Raw genomic sequence first — 20,928 nt, forward strand, 5'->3', positions numbered from 1 at the left:
GTGGTTAGCAGTTGTTTATCAGTTGATTAAAATTCCGTCAGATACGCTTTATGCAACTTATTTGATTGTTTTTGATTCGAGTTTCACCACCTTTCCGCTAATTAGTGTCTCACAAATGGGAATTACTTCTGCTTTGCTACAAACGCATAGTTAGCCTCAATTAATGCCCCATGTTTGCTAATGATTTATCAACTTTATTGCTGTATATATTTATAAATAATGAGGTGCAATTACATTAAGAGTTTATTTGCATATAAATCAGCACCATACTAACTTTTAACTAAGTTTTTCAAACCCCAACAAGAATACCTCGATTTGTGAAAAGGCGTCCCTTAGCACAGACATGGCATTTTTTATGGGGAAGACTAGGCTTAAGAGTAAGTAAACTATAAAAAAACAGGCGAAATGCTTTTCTCTTTTCAGGCCAGTTGGACGTGACAATGGATTGCCGTTGATGAGAGTTAATTCTGCATTCAAATGAAACCTGAAATTGCTATTACAAATAATTTTCACAGCGCTAGAGAATAGTGTTTTGTGACAACGGGGGATATATGGATATCGAAGTTTCGCGCCAGGTTGCGGTAGTTGAAGCAGCTAGTGGAGATGTCGTCGTAGTTAAGCCAGACGGCAGTGCAAGAAAAATTTCAGTTGGCGATACCATCCGTGAAAATGAGATCGTGATTACGGCCAACAAGTCAGAACTTGTATTAGGCGTTCAGAATGATTCGATTCCGGTTGCAGAGAATTGTGTCGGTTGTGTTGATGAAAATGCAGCTTGGGTAGACGCCCCAGTGGCTGGTGAGGTTAATTTTAACTTACAGCAAGCAGATGCAGAAACCTTCACCGAAGACGACCTTGCTGCTATCCAAGATGCCATTTTAGGTGGTGCCGATCCGACTCAAATCTTAGAAGCAACAGCGGCTGGTGGCGGACAAGGTTCTGCAAACGCTGGCTTTGTGACGATAGACTATAACTACACAGAAACCCATCCCTCTACATTTTTCGAAACTGCTGCTCTAGAACAACAAACCGTTGATGAAGACAGAGAAGAGTTCAGGTCGATCACTCGTTCATCAGGCGGTCAGTCAATCAGTGAAGCTCTTACTGAAGGCTCAATATCCGATAATACTTATCCTCAATCTATCACGACGACAGAAACCATTATTGCTGGTAGTTTAGCACTCGCTCCAGATTCTTTTGCTCCAGAGGCTTTATCCCTCGCCTCATTACTCAGTGAGCTAAACAGTGACATAACATCAAGTGGTCAGCCTGTCACCTTCACTTATGACGCTACAAACAACTCTATTATTGGTGTCCAAGGTTCCGATACAGTTTTAAGCATCGACATTAATGCCGTCAGTGTTGGAAATAACATTGAGCTTTCTTTAATCACAACGATTTTTCAGCCGATTGATCATGTAGCGTCTGTCGGTGGTAGCCAGGTTTCCTATACTGGCGATCAAATAGATATTACCTTCGATATTCAAGGCGAAGACACCGCTGGAAACCCATTAGCAACACCTATCAACACGCAAGTTACCGTATTTGACGGGGTAGATCCGTCTGCTGAAAGTGTGAATATCAGTAACGTTGAAACGAGCAGTGCAGCAATCGAAGGCACGTTCTCCAATATCGGAAGTGACAACCTTCAATCAGCAGTCTTTGATGCAAGTGCATTAGAACAGTTTGATGGCGTACTCAGTGATAATCAAAACACGCTTGCCAGACTTTCTGATGATGGAACGACTATCACTCTGGCTATTCAAGGTCGTGGCGAGGTGGTTCTCACTATCTCACTTGATACCGATGGCACTTATAAATTTGAGCAGTTTAATCCGATCGAACAGATCGGCACTGACTCACTCTCTTTTTCGCTGCCGATCACGGTTACGGACTTTGACCAAGATGTTGTAACTAATACCATTAACATTGAGATTACTGATGGCGATAGCCCGGTTGTGACCAATGTTGACAGTATTGATGTTGATGAAGCTGGTATTGTTGGTGGGTCTCAAGAGGGAACCGCGCCCGTAGCAGGTAGCGGAAGCATCACTGCCGATATTTTTGAAAGTGACATCATCGATCATTACGAGCTCGAACCTACGGAGTTTAATACTGGTGGTTCTTTAACGTCTAATGGCGAAGCCGTATTGCTTGAGCTTATTGATGAAACTAACGGTGTAAGAACTTACGAAGGCTATGTTGAGGTCAATGGTTCTCGAATTACGGTTTTTGACGTTAAAGTTGATAGTCCGTCATTGGGGAACTATGAATTCACTCTGTACGAAGAGCTTTCTCACCAAGGTGCTGAAGACGCGTTGTTGACCTTTGCTCTGCCTATTTATGCCGTTGATGCGGATGGAGACCGTTCTGCACTATCTGGCGGTTCGAGTACACCAGAAGCCGCTGAGATTCTCGTCAATGTCACAGATGATGTTGTTGAGCTCGTTGATAAGGTTGAGTCAGTCACGGAGCCAACTTTAGCGGGCGATACTATTGTTTCGTATAACCTGTTCAATTTCGAAGGCGCAGATGGCTCAACAATTCAATCGTTTAACTATGATGGTGTTGATTACTCGCTCGATCAAAGCTTGCTCCTCGATGCTCCCCAGACTTTCAGTTTTACTGAGGGTGTCGTCACTATCTCATTAAACGGTGATTTCAGTTTTGAAGTCGCTCGTGATATCAACCACTCAAGCAGTGAAACGATAGTAAAACAGTTCTCATTTTTAGCTGAAGATGGTGATGGAGATACTGATACCTCAACACTTGAGCTGAGTATTACCGATGGTCAGAACCCAATTATAGATTTGGTTCCACCTGTTACTTTATCTGAAACAGATCTTGCCGATGGTTCTGCACCAAGCGGAAGTGCAGTGAGTGCAACTGAAACGATTACCTTTACTGCAGGCAGTGATGATGTGGCGAGTTTCCGTATTGAACCAACTGAGTTCAATGTAGGTGGAGCTCTGACGTCCAATGGCTTTGTGGTTGAGATAAAAGAAGACTCGGTTAATCCGGGAACTTATATCGGTTTTATTACTGATGGCTCGAACGCTGAAGTTCCAGTGTTCACCATTAGTTTCTCGGTTACCACACTAGGCGAATACACCTTTACTCTGCTTGAAGCGCTAGACCATGTGGATGGTTTAGATAACAACGACCTGAGCTTCGATCTGCCTGTTTATGCGGTCGATACGGACGGCGATGATTCATTGGTGTCTCAACTTAACGTGACCATCGGTGATGATGTCCAAATCATGCAAGACGGTACGTTAGATATCATCGAGCCAAATCTGGCCGACGGTACGGTGACAACCAACACCATTGATGTGATGCCAAATCAAAGTGCTGATGGCGCGACGATCACTCAGTTCACTTATGATGGTCAGCTACGAACGCTTGACCAAAATGACACTGGTGAACAGCAATTCAGCTTTACAGAAGGCGAACTGTTTATCACCCTTGAAGGTGAAGTACGCTTTGAGCCGAACCGAAACTTAGACCACTCGGTGAGTGAAGACATCGTGAAGTCGATTGTGGTCACTTCAAGTGACTTCGATAATGACTCTCTGACTTCTACCGTAACGCTGACCATTACCGATGGTGATAACCCTACGATTGACGTTATTCCAAGCGTTACTCTTTCTGAAACGAATCTGAGCGATGGCTCTGCGCCAAGTGGCAGCGCGGTAAGCTCGACTCAAACCATCTCGTTCACCAATCAAAGTGATGACGTGGTTCGTTTCCGTATTGAGCCATCGGAGTTCAATACTAACGACGATCTTAAATCGAACGGTTTAGCCGTTGAGTTACGTGAAGATCCGGCAGGGTCGGGTAATTATATTGGTTTTACGACCAGTGCGACAAACGTAGAAACTCAAGTATTCACATTGAGTTTTAATGCTAGTTCATTGGGTGAGTACACATTCACACTCATCGAAGCTTTAGATCACCAAGATGCCCGTGGCAACAACGGCCTCAGCTTTGATCTGCCTGTTTATGCGGTAGACAGTGACGGTGATGATTCAGTGATGTCGCCGTTAAACATCACTATCGGCGATGATGTTCAAATCATGCAAGATAGTATGTTAGATATCGTCGAGCCAAACCTTGCAGATGGTACCGTGACAACTGGTACTGTTGATGTGATGCCAAATCAGAGTGCTGATGGCGCAACGGTGACGCAATTCACTTATGATGGTCAGCTTCGAACGCTTGATCAAAATGATAATGGCGAACAACAGTTTAGCTTTACGGAAGGTGAGTTATTCATCACGCTTCAAGGTGAAGTTCGCTTTGAGCCCAACCGTAATTTAGACCACACACTCAGCGAAGACATCGTGAAGTCGATTGTGGTGACCTCAAGCGATTCAGACAATGACGTACTGACTTCAACTGTGACGCTGACCATTACCGATGGTGATATCCCGACCATTGATAATGTGCCAACTGTGAACTTGTCGGAAACCAATCTGAGTGATGGCTCTGCACCAAGTGGCAGCGCGGTTAGCTCAACTCAAACCATTACTTACACCACTCAAAGTGATGATGTGACCAGCTTCCGTATTGAACCGACTGAGTTCAATGTTGGTGGCGCTTTGACATCAAATGGATTAGCAGTCGAACTGAAAGTCGATCCAACCACACCGGGCGGTTACATCGGTTTTGTTACGGATGGTTCGAATGTTGAAACCAACGTATTCACGATTAGTTTCTCGGACACCAACTTAGGCCAATACACCTTCACCTTACTTGAAGCACTAGACCATGTTGATGGCCTCGCAAATAATAATTTGAGTTTCGACTTACCGGTTTATGCGGTCGATAGCGATGGCGATGACTCGTTGGTGTCTCAATTAAACGTAACCATTGGTGATGATGTCCAAATCATGCAAGGTGGTACGTTAGATATCACTGAGCCAAATCTTGCAGATGGCACAGTGACAACCAACACCATTGATGTGATGCCAGAGCAAAGTGCCGATGGCGCGACGATCACTCAGTTTACTTATGACGGGCAAGTTCGAACGCTGGATCAAACTGACAATGGTGAGCAGCAATTTAGCTTCTCAGAAGGTGAGTTGTTCATCACTCTTCAAGGTGACGTGCGCTTTGAGCCAAACCGTAATCTAGACCACACGGTTAACGAAGACATCGTCAAATCGATAGTGGTGACCTCAAGCGATTCAGACAATGACGTACTGACCTCCACAGTGACGCTGACCATTACCGATGGTGATATCCCAACCATTGATGCAGTGCCAAGCGTTACACTTTCGGAAACTAACTTAAGTGACGGCTCTGCGCCTAGCGGCAGTGCAGTAAGCCAAACTGAGACGATTACTTTCACTAATCAAAGTGATGATGTAGCAAACTTCCGCATTGAGCCAACCGAGTTCAATGTCGGTGGAGCACTAAAATCGAACGGAGCTGCGGTCGAGATAAAAGAAGACTCTGCTAATCCCGGTACTTACATCGGTTTTATTACCGATGGTTCGAACGCTGAAGTTCCAGTGTTCAACATTAGTTTCTCTACGAGTACGTTAGGCGAATACACCTTTACCTTACTTGAAGCGTTAGACCATGCGGATGGTTTAGATAACAACGATCTTAGCTTCGACCTGCCTGTTTATGCTGTTGATACGGACGGTGACGATTCACTGGTATCCCAGCTTAATGTGACCATCGGTGATGATGTTCAGATCATGCAGGACGGTACGTTAGATATCACCGAGCCAAATCTGGCTGATGGAACAATCACAACCAATACCATTGATGTGATGCCAAACCAAAGTGCCGATGGCGCGACGATCACTCAGTTCACTTATGATGGTGCCGTAAACACACTGGATCAAAGTATTTCAGGCGAACAGCAGTTCAGCTTCACAGAAGGCGAACTGTATATCACCCTTGAAGGTGAAGTACGCTTTGAACCTAATCGCGATCTAGACCACTCAGTGAGCGAAGACATCGTGAAGTCGATTGTGGTGACTTCAAGTGATTTCGATAATGATCCGGTGACTTCAACCATTACGCTGACCATTACCGATGGTGATATTCCAACCATCGATGCAGTGCCAAGCGTTACGCTCTCAGAAACAAATTTAGCGGATGGTTCTGCGCCAAGTGGCAGTGCGGTTAGTCAAACGGAGACGATTACTTTCACCAACCAAAGTGATGATGTTGAGAAATTCCGTTTAGAGCCAAGTGAATTTAATACCAACAACGCGCTCAAGTCCGATGGTTTAATCATTGAGATTCGAGAAGAACCAACAGGTTCAGGCAATTACATTGGTTTCACGACTGATATTTCGAATGTCGAAACCACAGTGTTTACACTCGATTTCAGCAGTACCACTTTGGGTGAGTACACCTTCACGCTTCTGGAAGCGATTGACCACACACCAATTCAAGGCAACAACGACCTAACATTTAACTTGCCAGTTTACGCGGTTGATAGCGATGGTGATGACTCTGTGATGTCGCCACTGGCTGTAACTATTACTGATGATATTCAAGTGATGGTTAATGACTCTCTCACTATTGAAGAGCCAACGGTTGCAGATTTGGCAGCAGGTACGCCGACTACGCCAATCGTTAATGTCCTTGATGAAGAAGGAGCTGATGGCACGACCATTACTCAGTTCACTTACGATGGTGGGGCGGTATTGACGCTTGACCAAAATGACACGGGTGAGCAAAAGTTTGTGGTTGCTGACGGGTCTTTGTATATCACTCTACAAGGCGATATTCGTTTCGAACCAAGTCGTAACCTCGATCATACTGGTGGCGATATCGTTAAGTCGATAGTCGTAACATCGAGTGATTCTGATAGCGATCTTGTGTCTTCAACGGTAACGCTAACCATTACCGATGGCGATATCCCAACGATTGACACTGTGCCAAGCGTTACGCTGTCAGAAACGAATCTGAGTGACGGATCTGCTCCGAATGCAAGTGCGGTAAGTTCCACTCAAACCATTACCTTTACTAACCAAAGTGATGATGTGACAAGTTTCCGTATTGAACCGACGGAGTTCAATATTGGTGGTGCTCTCACATCAAACGGATTGGCGGTTGAGTTGAAAGCCGACCCAACCACTCCGGGTGGCTACATCGGTTTTGTGACAACCGCTCCGAATGTTGAAACTAACGTGTTTACGATTAGCTTCTCGGATACCAATTTAGGTCAATACACCTTCACCTTGCTTGAAGCGTTGGATCATGTAGATGGCTTAGCGAAGAATGATCTGACTTTTGACCTTCCTGTTTACGCGGTTGATAGCGATGGTGATGATTCACTGGTGTCTCAACTGAATGTGACCATTGGTGATGATGTTCAAATCATGCAAGGTGGTACGTTAGATATCACTGAGCCAAACCTTGCAGACGGCACAATCACAACGAATACCATTGATGTGATGCCAGAACAAAGTGCCGATGGCGCGAAAATCACCCAGTTTACGTATGACGGTCAAGTTCGAACTCTGGATCAAAATGACAATGGTGAGCAGCAATTTAGCTTCACAGAAGGTGAGTTGTTCATCACTCTTCAAGGTGACGTGCGCTTCGAACCAAACCGTAATCTAGACCACACGCTTAGCGAAGACATCGTGAAGTCGATTGTGGTGACTTCAAGCGATTTAGATAACGATGTGGTGACGTCAACGGTCACTCTGACTATTACTGATGGTGATATCCCAACCATTGATGCGGTGCCAAGCGTTACGCTTTCAGAAACCAATCTCGTTGATGGGTCTTTACCAAGCGGCAGTGCAGTAAGTCAGACTGAGACTATTACTTTCACGAACCAAAGTGATGATGTAGTGAGTTTCCGAATTGAACCAACCGAGTTCAATGCCGGTGGAGCACTAAAATCGAACGGATTTGCAGTTGAGATAAAAGAAGACTCTGCTAACCCGGGCACTTATATCGGTTTTATTATTGATGGCTCGAATACTGAAGTTCCTGTCTTCACTATTGGCTTCTCTACGACCACACTAGGTGAGTACACCTTTACTCTGCTTGAAACGTTAGACCATGTGGATGGTTTAGATAATAACGATCTGAGCTTTGAACTGCCTGTTTATGCGGTAGACAGTGATGGTGATGATTCTCTGGTATCTCAACTTAACGTGACCATTGGTGATGATGTCCAAATGATGCAAGACGGTACGTTAGATATTGTTGAACCAAATCTTGCAGACGGAACAATCACAACCAACACCATTGATGTGATGCCAAATCAGAGTGCCGATGGTGCGACGATCACTCAGTTTACTTATGACGGCGTCGTAAACACACTGGATCAAAGCATTTCAGGCGAGCAGCAGTTCAGTTTCACAGAAGGTGAGCTGTTTATCACTCTTGAAGGGGAAGTACGCTTTGAGCCGAACCGCGACCTAGACCACTCAGTGAGTGAAGATATCGTGAAGTCGATTGTGGTGACTTCAAGTGATTTCGATAATGATCCGGTGACTTCAACCATTACGCTGACCATTACCGATGGTGATATTCCAACCATCGATGCAGTGCCAAGCGTTACGCTCTCAGAAACAAATTTAGCGGATGGTTCTGCGCCAAGTGGCAGTGCGGTTAGTCAAACGGAGACGATTACTTTCACCAACCAAAGTGATGATGTGGTTCGCTTCCGTTTAGAACCAACCGAGTTCAATACTAACGATGCACTTAAATCGAATGGTTTAGCGGTCGAACTGCGTGAAGATCCTCAAGGTTCTGGTCAGTACATCGGATTTACTACCAGTTCGTCTAACGTGGAGACGACAGTATTTACGTTGGACTTTAACTCCGGAACCTTAGGTGAATACACATTTACTTTAATCGAAGCTCTGGATCATCAAGATGCGCGTGGCAACAACGATTTAAGCTTTAATCTACCTGTGTATGCAGTTGATAGTGATGGCGATGACTCGTTAGTTTCTCAGCTTGGCGTAACCATTGGTGATGATGTGCAATTGATGCAAGACGGCACAATCACCAGTCGTGAGCCGGCATCAAGTGTTGAAACATCAAATACCCTTGATGTGATGCCAAACCAAAGCGCCGATGGAGCCAAAGTCACTTCATTTGTTTTTGACGGTAACACTGCAGAAAGTCTTGATTTGAATGTGAATGGTGAACAAGAGTTTGTATTCACGGAAGGCTCGGTATTCATTACGACGGAAGGTGAGATACGTTTCGAACCTGTGCGTAATCAAAACCATGCAGGCGGTGATATTACCAAATCTATTGAGGTGACGTCTGTTGATCTCGATGGCGATATTGTTACATCGACAGTGACACTGAAGATTGTTGATGGTGACCCTCCTACAATCGACCTTGTTCCTGGAATTACGTTATCTGAAGTGGATCTGGCTGATGGCTCTGCGCCAACGGGTAATTCAGTAACGATGACACAAACCATTACCTATACCGTAGGTAGTGACGACGTCAGTCATTTCAGAATTGACCCTACGCAGTTCAATACTTCAGGAGCTTTGAAATCAAACGGTTTAGATGTCGAGATAAAAGAGCAACCAGCTAATTCTGGTAATTATATTGGCTTCGTTAAAGACGGTTCTAACGTAGAAACCAACGTTTTCACGATCAGTTTCTCAACCACCAATTTAGGGCAATACACGTTTACGCTGCTTGAAGCGATAGACCATGTGGATGGCTTGCAGAACAACACCTTAAACTTCGATGTACCTGTGATAGCTGTGGATACCGATGGTGATGAGTCTGCGATGTCACCAATGACAGTGACCATTACCGATGATGTACAAGGTGTACAAGATGGGTCATTGAATATTGTTGAGCCTTCACTGGCTGATCTCGTGGCAGGCACACCAACTACGCCAACTATTGATGTTATGCCGACTCAAAGTGCTGATGGCGCAAAGGTCACCCAATTTATTTACGATGGTGGTACTGCTGTCACCTTGGATCCGAATGTATCGACAGAGCAGGTGTTTACCGTAACCGATGGCTTGCTGTACATCACTATTGAAGGGGAAGTTCGTTTTGAGCCGAGCCGAGATCTAGACCATTCATCTGGCGATATCGTAAGAACGATTGTCGTTACCACCAGTGATTTTGATAACGATACAGATACTGCAGATGTCACTTTGACGATCAGAGACGGTATCGATCCAGTAATTGACGTGGTTCCAAATGTTAACTTATCGGAAGTTAACCTAACGGATGGCTCGACACCAACTGGTTCTCCGGTCAGTTCGACTCACATAATTACGTATACAGAAGGAAGTGATGATTTTAGTCACTTTAGAATTGCGACCAGCGAATTCAACCCTGGTGATCTGTTGAAATCAAGTGGTCTTGTTGTTCAACTAAAAGAAGATCCTTCTTCTGCTGGTGACTACATTGGTTATACCGATGATGGTATGGGTAACGTTACCGATGTATTTACCATTAGCTTTGATAGTGTAAACAAAGCTCAGTTTACATTTACCTTAATCGAGGCTCTCGATCATCTTGATGGCGTGCTTTACAACGATCTCACGTTCCGTTTGCCTATCTATGCCGTTGATACAGATGATTCTGAATCAACGAAACGCGATGTGGTGGTTACGATAGAAGATGACCTACAGCAAATGCAAGATGGCTTCTTAACCATTACTGAGCCTAATACTGGTACGCCAACAACGGCTACCGTTGATGTGATGCCAATACCAAGTGCAGACGGTGCGACCATTACGCAGTTTACGTACGATGGTGGTTCTGCAATTACTCTGAATCAAAGCATTAGCGGTGAGCAAGAGTTTGTTTTCACTGAAGGTTCACTGTTTGTGACATTAGATGGTGATGTGAGGTTTGAGCCAAACCGAAACCTTGATCACTCTGCGGGCGACATTGTTAAATCGATTGTGTTCACCTCTTCAGACTTTGATAACGACATCTTCTCATCAAAAGTCACTCTCACCATTGTTGATGGTGATGGACCAACAATAGACGTTGTGCCGGGTGTGGCATTGTCAGAAAGCTTACTTGCGGATGGCTCTACGCCTAGCGTAAACCCTGTGAGTATGACTCAAACCATTACTTCACTTGCTAGCAGTGATGATATTGCTGAAATAGTGGTGGAATTAGGGCTGTTCAATACCAACGGCGCGTTGAAGTCGGATGGCCTTGAATTGAGTTTGCGCGAAGACCCTGCAAACTCTGGCGACTACATCGCATTCACGACGGATGGTTCGGGTGTTGAGAAAGTTATCTTCACTCTAGACTTTGATGACACGAATCCGAGCCAATATACGTTTACTCTGCTTGAACGTTTAGACCATGTTGATGGCTTGGGAAATAACGATCTGAGCTTTGATCTTTCTGTTTATGCAGAAGATACCGATGGTGATATTTCTGCGTTTAAACCGCTTACTGTCACGATTACTGATGATGTCCAACTGATGCAGTCAGGTGCGCTCAACATCACAGAGCCAACCACGGGAACACCGACTACAACAGTCTTTGATGTGATGCCTGCGCAAAGTGCTGATGGCGCCACCATAACCAAATTCACTTATGGTAGTAAGCCTGAAGAATCTCTGGTGCAAACCAATACTGGTGAGCAAGAGTTCGTATTTACAGAAGGTTCGTTGTTTATCACGCTTGAAGGCGATGTACGCTTTGAGCCTAAACGCAACCTTGATCATTCTGGTGGTGACATCGTTAAAACCATTACGGTGACATCGGAAGATAAAGATGGCGACATTGTCACTTCAACAGTGACGCTGACTATTTCAGACGGTGCTCCACCAGTAATAGACACAGTACCAACGGTTGCATTGGAGGAAGCGAATCTGATCGACGGTTCTTCACCGGGCTTACCTGTAAGCCAAACTGAAACCATTACTTTCACAGCAGGAAGTGATGATGTGAGCCACTTCCGTATTGATACTACTCAGTTCAACACATCTGGCGATCTGAAAGCGGATGGTTTGGTGGTTCAGCTAAAAGAAGATCCTCTGAACAGCGATAATTATATTGGTTACGTTGAAAGCGGCGGTGTCCAAACGGATATCTTCACCATCACTTTTAGTAGTGTGGTTCTAGGAGAGTACACATTCACCTTGTTGGAAGAGTTAGATCACCTGCCAGTTCAGGGGAATAACGATCAAGTTTTCACCTTGCCTGTTATCGCTGTCGACAAAGACAATACTGATTCAGCAATGAAACCGCTAACGGTGACTATTACTGATGATGTGCCAACCATTACTGATACGACTGTTGCAAGTACGTTTGTGGTTGATGAAGATGATTTAGGCACTCTGGCACAAGCAACGGGTTCGTTTGTTACCACAGAAGGCGCAGACCAAGTTGAGGTTTACGAGCTGCGTAATATCTCAACACTGGAAGCGACGCTATCGTCGGGCAGTGAAGGTATTAAGATCACCGAAATTACCGGGGCTGCGAACACAACCACCTATCAAGGAACCACCACGAGTGGAACACCGATTTTTACTCTTGCTTTGGGTAACGATGGGTCATACACCTTTACCTTGCTTGGTCCTCTAGACCATGAGCCTAGCTCAGAGGCGAGAAATAAGCTGCCTATCTCCTTTGATGTAGTGGCTGTTGATAGTGATGGCGATGATTCTAACCAATATGTATTGCCAATCGAGGTGCTAGATGATGTGCCTGTGATGACCGCTCCGACCGGTGAAACGGTTGTTGATGAAGACGATCTTACAGGTATTGGGTCGGATCAGACGGAAGACACCATTATTAATGGATTGTTCACTGTCGATGAAGGCGCCGATGGCGTTGTGAAGTATGAACTGGTTGATGAAGATTTGGTTCTGACGGGCTTAACCTCTGATGGAGAAAGCTTAGAGTGGCTAGCTGTCTCACAGGTAGGCACAACATTTACCTATACTGCTCAAACGGTGACTAGCAATGAAGCTGTGTTTGAGATTACTTTCGATACCTCGGATAACAGCTATCAGTTTGAATTGTTTAAACCTCTTAAACACCCTGATGGTGCCGATGAAAACAACATCGAACTTGATTTCTCCGTTGTGGCTGAAGACTTTGACCAAGACCAATCAAACGCGATTGATCTGACAATCACAGTGACGGATGATGTTCCGTTAGTGACAACTCAATCGATTACTCGTCTTGAAGGTCAGGGCTATGGCAACTCCAAAGTCGACATGTTTGCCAATGCAACAGATGTGGGGGCTGATGGCGCGGTACTGAGTCGAATTGAGGGCATCTCAAATAATGGTGCAGATATTGTTTTCCGTAGCGGGAACAATGGACCGTACAGTAGCAGTTTTGATTTAAACAGTGGCAGCCAACAGATTCGAGTCTACGAGCAGACGAATGGTGGTGCAGATACTCGTGAGCTTGGTCGACTGCGCATCAACTCAAATGGTGAAGTGGAATTTAGAGCCAACGGCTATCTAGATCATGACGGTGATGACACCATCGACTTCTCTATTAATGTGATTGCGACGGATGGAGATTTAGACACCTCTGAAACTCCGTTAGATATTTCGATTACTGATAGGGACTCTACAAGAATCGCGCTGAAAGTGACGACCTTCGAGGATGCGGGTAGAGACTCAACCATACCTTACGCAACAGGCGAAGAGCCGACTTTTGAGAATGTTCAAGATAACCAGATTGATTTGCCTGATGCACCAGCGCAAGTTGCGCTGCAAGTGAGTCTGTATGACCAAGATAACGCTGAATCTATTGGGCAGTTGACAATAAAAAGCCCGAACGGAGGTGACAATCACCAAGGTACTTTTTATTACTTGGATGGTACTAGCTCTCAGTACATTGAATTAGTGCCTGAGCCAAATGGGAGCATTATATTTGGTCCTCCTCAACTCGAACAAAGCTTTGCTCCTAATCCGAATGAACCGAGACAAACTATCGCGACGATAGACAACTTGTTCTTTGTTCCGGACCAACACGCTAGTTCGGATGAAACTGGTGGGCGAGTTCGTTATGAACTTGAAATTGAGAAAAATGGCAGTACAGACCACACCGTTAATTCAAACTTCAGAATTGAGATTGAAGCGGTAGTGGATATTGCCACTTGGGATGATGCGAATAGCACGTATCAATATCAAGTGAATGAGGATGAAGACAATGTGACGCTTCAGCTGAATGCAGAGTCTCAAGATAACAGTAATACTGAGACGATTACCTATGAGCTAGAAGCAGTTCAAGGTGACGGGAAGTTTGAGCTGTTGGATCAAAATGGTAATGTGTTAACGCCGGTCAATGGTTTCTACACGATTGCTGCCGCAGATATCAATAGCACCGTGGTTAATCCAATCGATAACTTCTCTGGGCAAATTGAGTTCAAAGCAACCGCAATTACGGAAGAAACGCTTAACCCATACGATGATTCAGCTAACGGTGGGGTAGATAAAACGACTGCTCGCTCTGTAAAACAAAACATTATCATTGATGTGACTGCTGACGCCGACCCGGGCAAATTCAGCGTGAGCCGAATTAAGATCAACGAAGACAACATCGATGACCCTGATTACATTGGTCCTTTGGACAACAAAGATGCATTCACGTTAGACGAAGTCATTACCATGACAGGCTCAGTGGATACCGATGGTTCTGAAGAACTGTTTGTTCGTATCAGTAATATTACCGAAGGCGCTGTGCTTAGCAGTACTGATAGCAATGTAACCATCGACACTGTGACTGTTAACGGTATTGTTTATCAAGAAGTTGCTTATGCTGACTTAGCGAAAATTGAAGTGACACCGACTGAACATAGCAATGTGGATTTTACCTTTGATGTAACCGGTGTGGTTAAAGACACCGCGGACCTATCAACCAATCCACAACAAGTCGATGTAGAAATACTGGGTACTAAAACGGTTAACGTCGAAGTTAAAGGTGTTGCAGATATTCCTTACGGCGGTACCAACGGTACGGATTGGATAACGTTTGATGACGGTACGACGAGTGGTGTCCAAACGACTATTGAAGAGAGTCAAAATGGCGATAGGTTTGCTCTGCTGGACTTCACAGTGTTGTCTGGAGAAAGAAAACCTGATACTGGTACTACGCCATTAGCTGACGATGGCTCGGAGTCTATAACCGTTATTCTATCCGGTATTCCAGATGGCGTGATTCTCGAAGACGGCGATGGTACGGTGATCGACCTTAACTTTGTTGGTTACGAGACTGGACCGGGCGGTAGCCCTGATTTATCTAAACCTATCTACGAAGCGAACATTACAGAGGCGGGCAAAACCTCAGGTATTCGCATCAGACCTGTCGACTCGTCGACAGAGAATATCCACATCCAAGGTAAAGTGATCGTGACTGAGAATGATGGTCATACGCTCTCTTTTGATCAGGAAGTTCGCATCTTAGTTGAGCCAAGGATTGATACTTCAGCGACTTATAATACTGTGACTCGAGGAGACGAAGATACGGCGATCAACATCGATTGGCACCCAGAAGGTACAGATTACATTGATGATGACGAGCATTTCACTTCAATCGTTATCAGCGGTATTCCAAGTGATGTTGAAAATGTGGTTGTAAACGGTGATGTGATTTGGAACTACGATGCTGTGGCCGGAAAGCTAACCATCATACCTAAGAGCGGACAGACTCCAGAAGAGTTCACTCAGATCGCGCTGAACAATAATTTTATTCAGATAACACCCGAACAAGACTCAAGCATAGACTTTTCTCTTAATACTGTTGTAATGATTGAAGAGCGAGATCATGAATATGTCGACGCTGGCAATCCTGGTCAAGGCATCGTTACCGCGACGATTAACGGTACTATTGATGTTCAAGTGCGACCTGTGGTTGAGACGGAAGATGCCAATAATAAACTTGTGGTATCTAATGAAGACGGCACCGGTGATTTAAGTACTATTGTGGCTGATGCCAATGGCGTTATTAAATTTACGACCAATAGTGACAATACTTCAATCGCAGACGAATACGTCGTTCGATACCAAGAAACCGATTTAAGCACAGTTGAAGAGCAAGTCGATGAAGTGATCGTTCAGCTGACCAACACTGACGGAAGTGCGTTATCTGATGATATTTTGGGACAATTGTTAGTAACCGGTGCTTCGTATGAAGGCGGTGGTCGCTGGATTGTAACCAATGAAGTCGCTTTTAGTGTCAGTGCACCTAACGGGTTAGATTTCACACCAGGCAATGATGCTGACGACGTTGTAGGTAACTTCAATGTCATTAAGATGGAGCTCTACACACTAGTGTCGGATCCGGGGGATGCTAACAATGAGTCCTCTGTTCAAGTGCAGCGCAGTGGTGAAGTGACGCTTTCTTACCCAGAAGTTTTGACAGCTGCGGATAAGGTCGCTGCAGATATAGCGCTAGTACCAAACAGTGTCATCGATGCCGTTGAGGATGTTCAACTTGACCTCGGCGCAGCTCTAAACGGCATTGTAAGCTTTACCGGACGTGATGACTCTCCAGATCAAGTGACGGTGATCATCGATGGTACGCTAGTGATTGATGCCACTACATCATTCCCAATTAGTCTTTCGGGAAGAAGTGATGTTGACTTTGTGAATGGGAAATATGTTTACGAGACGACAGTCAAACAAGGTGTAGCCATTGATTCATCGGGTTTGTTACTGAATTTACCTGCCGACTATTCTGGTGACTTTAGATTACCAATCACAATAGTGACCAAAGATACGCAGTCTGGTGATGAGAAAACCTTGGTGACTGATGTGGTCATCAAAGTTGCACCAGATGTTGAAGGCAACCCTGATATCGATGTGACGGTAACAGGCTCACTAGATGATTTGTTTAACCCTGTTGATACTGACGGCCAAGCTGGACAAGATCCTGTCGGTTACGAAGATACCTATATCCAGCTTGATTTCAGCTCAACCATTACTGATCAAGTTAGTGGGGTTGAAGGTGGTGATGAAAAATTCACGTCTATTACGCTGACTTTGGATGATACGAGCGTCGGTGCTTTCTACGATGGAACGGGTACGTTACTTGGCACAACGGTGACCTTTAATGAAGCTCAGATCAGCGCAGGTGCTCTCGATAACGTCTTGTTCCGCCCTGCACTAAATTACCCAACGGATAACGATATTAATCAGGTACAAGTTAATGTTAGCGGTACGATTACCGACACGGCTACCTACAATGACGCCTCGTCTCCTGTTGGCAACGCAACTGACACGGATACCTTCTCTACAAGTGTGAACTTTGAAGTGGTTCCAGTTGTGGATGATGTTCTCGTCACAGGGCCGGGTAGTGACCCTGATGTTATCGAGATTACGGGTACTGAAGACCAGCTCATTTCTTTGTCGGGTACCGGTCCTGTATCGATTGCATTGACTGACCTTGATGGCTCAGAGCAGTTTGTGTCAATTAAGTTCACAGACGTACCTGATGGCTTCCAAATGCGTGCAGACGCTGGCTCGGCATACACGGTGAAGAATAATGGCGGTGGTGAGTGGAGTGTTCAGCTGCCTCAAGCATCAGGGTTGTCGTTCGACCTGAGTGAGATTTCGATTTTACCGCCTAAAGACTTCAGCGGTACGGCTGAATTTGGTGTTGCCGTATTTACTCAAGAATCTTTGTTGGGTGTGCCTACCGCAGCATCAAATCTGCCTAGCTTTAAGCTGCATGTGGTACCAAAGGGCGATGATGTTGATACCAACCCAACAGATTCTGTGACAGGTAACGAAGGTCAAAACATTGATATCGAAATCAATGCGACGATTTTGGATAAAGAGCTATCTGCAACGGGCAGCAGCACTTATACCGAGAATGCGCCAGAAACACTTCGAGTTGAAGTGGCAGGCGTGCCTCAAGATGCCTCTATCTACTACCCAGACGGCACGACCTTGGCTAGTTACGATCCAGTTACGCAGATCTGGACACTGGATGTTGCTGCGCAGTCACTTGATAAGATCGTATTCAATTCAGGTGAACACAATAGTGATACGGGTAATGTATTAGGCATCAATGGCCCGCTGCAGATTACCGTTCGCTCTGTGGATACTGACGCCGATAACACCGAATATTTGGGTACGCCAACCAGCTTCGATGTTGATTTGGTGATAGATCCGATCAACGATCAGCCGACGTTTGTTAACGTAACTAACCTTGAAACGAAGGAAGAAGGTAGCATTGCATTAGACAACTTTAGCATCTACGACGTAGACGCTAATTTTGATAACCCAGATGCACCGTATGTACTCACCTTAGCAATTGACCAAACATTGCCGGGTGCGCAGGGCGAGTTTGAGTTTACGAGCTCACCTGACGTGACGTTTGTATTGCAGCCTGATGGCTCATTGGTGATTAGTGGTAAAGAAGCCGATATCAATACCGCATTAACCAATGGAGCGGTGACGTTCAAACCAGACCCAGACCAGAACTACCTCAACCAAGGTGGATTAGTCACGATCAATGCAACGCTCGACGACGGCGGTAATAACGGCTTGATTGATGCGGGTGATCCGAATACATCACAGGCCAACCAAACTACTTTCACCATTAAAGTAACAGAAGTGAATGATAAGCCGGTGGCGACTGATGTGGATTTAGGCTCGATTGCTGAAGATGGTCAAATAGTAATTGTGGAAGGTGACTTGATTGCAGCAAGTTCCGACATCGAGAATCATAACCTGACCGTAAAAGGTGTCACCCTAACTCAAGGCCAAGGTCAACTGCAGCGCTTTGAGAATGCTGGTGGTGCGGATAATGCAGCGATTACCGGACCATTCTGGCTATTTGTCGCGGACAACGATTTTAACGGCGACGTTAAATTCAGTTACTCAATTACTGATGACGGTACAACTAATGGCGTGGATGACTTCCTAACCGACAGTGCTGAAATTAGTCTTGAAGTAACAGAAGTGAATGACGCTCCTGTGGCAACTGATGTTGATTTAGGTTCGATTGCGGAAGATGGTCAAATCGTCATTGTTGAAGGTGATTTGATTACAGCAAGCTCTGACCCAGAAAACCACAACTTAACGGTAACCGGTGTAACTCTGACTCAGGGACAAGGCCAACTAACGCGCTTTGAAAATGCAGGTGGCACCGATAACGCGGCGGTTACCGGACCATTCTGGCTATTTGTAGCAGACAACGATTTTAACGGCGACGTTAAATTCAATTATTCAATTACTGATGACGGTACAACTAATGGCGTGGATGATTTCCTAACTGACAGTGCTGAGATTAGTCTTGAAGTAACCGAAGTGAATGATAAGCCAGTCGCAGCGGATATCGACCTAGGCACCATCCTTGAAGAAGGTCAGTTGATCATCAAGGAAGAGGATTTGATTGCAGCGACCACAGACCCGGAAAATGACACGATTACCGTGACTAATCTGGTGCTCGATCAAGGCCAGGGCACACTGCAACGCTTCGAAAACGTGGGTGGTGCTGATGATGCTACGATTACAGGTCCATACTGGGTATTTACCGCTGCGGATGAATATAACGGCGACGTTAAATTCACTTATACCGTAGAGGATGATGGTACCACCAATGGCGCTAATGATTTCCTAACGGATACAGCGGAGATCACCGCGATTATCGATGGAGTGAACGATACGCCTGTTGTTAATGGTGACGGTGTCACTACAATTGTGGACGAGGATGCTGGTCAGTTATTGAGTGGTATCAATGTCAGTGACCCTGATTATGTTGATACATTTTCTGATGATCTGATGACCGTCACGCTGACGGTGGATTACGGCACATTAAACGTATCGCTTCCGGCAGTGACGACGGTTGTTGTTAACGGCAACAATACGGGTTTAGTTATCTTAGTGGGGACATTGAGCGACCTGAATGCGTTGATTGATACGCCAACCAGTCCAAATGGTGTTTTCCTTGATGCGAGCCTGTCTCCAACCAATAGCATTGGATTAGAAGTTGTCGCCAAAGACAGCGGCAACCCTTCAGGTATTGCGATAGAGACAGCACCTGTGGTTTACAACATCGCGGTGACGCCAGTGGCGAATGCACCGACACTGTCTATCGATAGTGCGACTAACTACGTGAGAAACATTACTGCGAGTCAGTCTGTGAGTGCGAGTGGCATTCCTTTAGTTGGGATTATCGCGGCCTTAACGGACATTACAGAAGAGCTAACGCTGCATATCAGTGATGTACCTGCTGGCGCTCAAATCACCAGTGCTGCGGGTTCTGTGACGGATCTTGGCGGTGGTGTTTGGGTAGCAACGGCGGATGCAATCGAAAGCTTGCAAGCGGTTGGGCTTTCTCAAACTCCGGGCAACTACACACTGAAAGTTGAGGCGGTTTCTGAAGAGACTGACAACAACGATACAGCAACCTCTGCATCGATTGACCTGAACTTGAACATTGTGTCTAACGCGGTTGACATTAACTTAGCTTCGGAAACCGATGATGTTCAGTTACTGGCTGGTGTTAATGCGACTGACTTAACGGGTGGTTCAGGTAATGACCGACTGGAAGGTGGTGCAGGTGACGATACGCTCGTGGGCGGTGACGGTAACGACACTCTCATTGGCGGCGGCGGTTCAGATATACTAACCGGTGGCGATGGTATGGATTCGTTCGTGTGGTTGAACATCGAAGATGGTGTTGAAGATACGATTACCGACTTTGATTTGTCTGAAGGGGACAGTATTGATTTGCGCGAAGTCTTACCAGAGCTTAAGAATTCATCTCCAGACATGACTGCATTGCTACAACAGATTGACGCGAAAGTGGAAGGGAATGATATTGAGCTTACGATCAACCCAGATGGTATAGGAACCACAGAGCAAGTGATCGTGGTTGAAGACCTTGCTCCTCAGTTAACCTTAAGTGGCACTATGCCTTCGGATATTCTGGATGCATTAGTACAGCAGAATGTGATCACTCACGGTTAACGCGAATCATTAAACCAAAACGAAATAGGCCAGCAAT

Annotated in this window: 1 protein-coding gene; it reads left to right on the top strand. The window is 45.3% G+C overall.

Annotated features, from left to right (window positions below):
- The first annotated feature begins 551 nt into the window (after positions 1 to 551).
- Positions 552 to 20,891 carry a retention module-containing protein gene (locus L1D22_RS13260; protein ID WP_239830142.1) on the top strand — a complete coding sequence of 6,780 codons (20,340 nt, stop codon included), beginning with the start codon at positions 552 to 554 and terminating at the stop codon, positions 20,889 to 20,891.
- The last annotated feature ends 37 nt before the right edge of the window (positions 20,892 to 20,928 follow it).

It is taken from the genome of Vibrio sp. Isolate34 (assembly GCF_022397915.1).
Lineage (GTDB): Bacteria > Pseudomonadota > Gammaproteobacteria > Enterobacterales > Vibrionaceae > Vibrio.

Coding starts and splice junctions, on each gene's coding strand:
- L1D22_RS13260 (WP_239830142.1), top strand. CDS start 552: ATGGATATCGAAGTTTCGCGCCAGGTTGCGGTAGTTGAAGCAGCTAGT.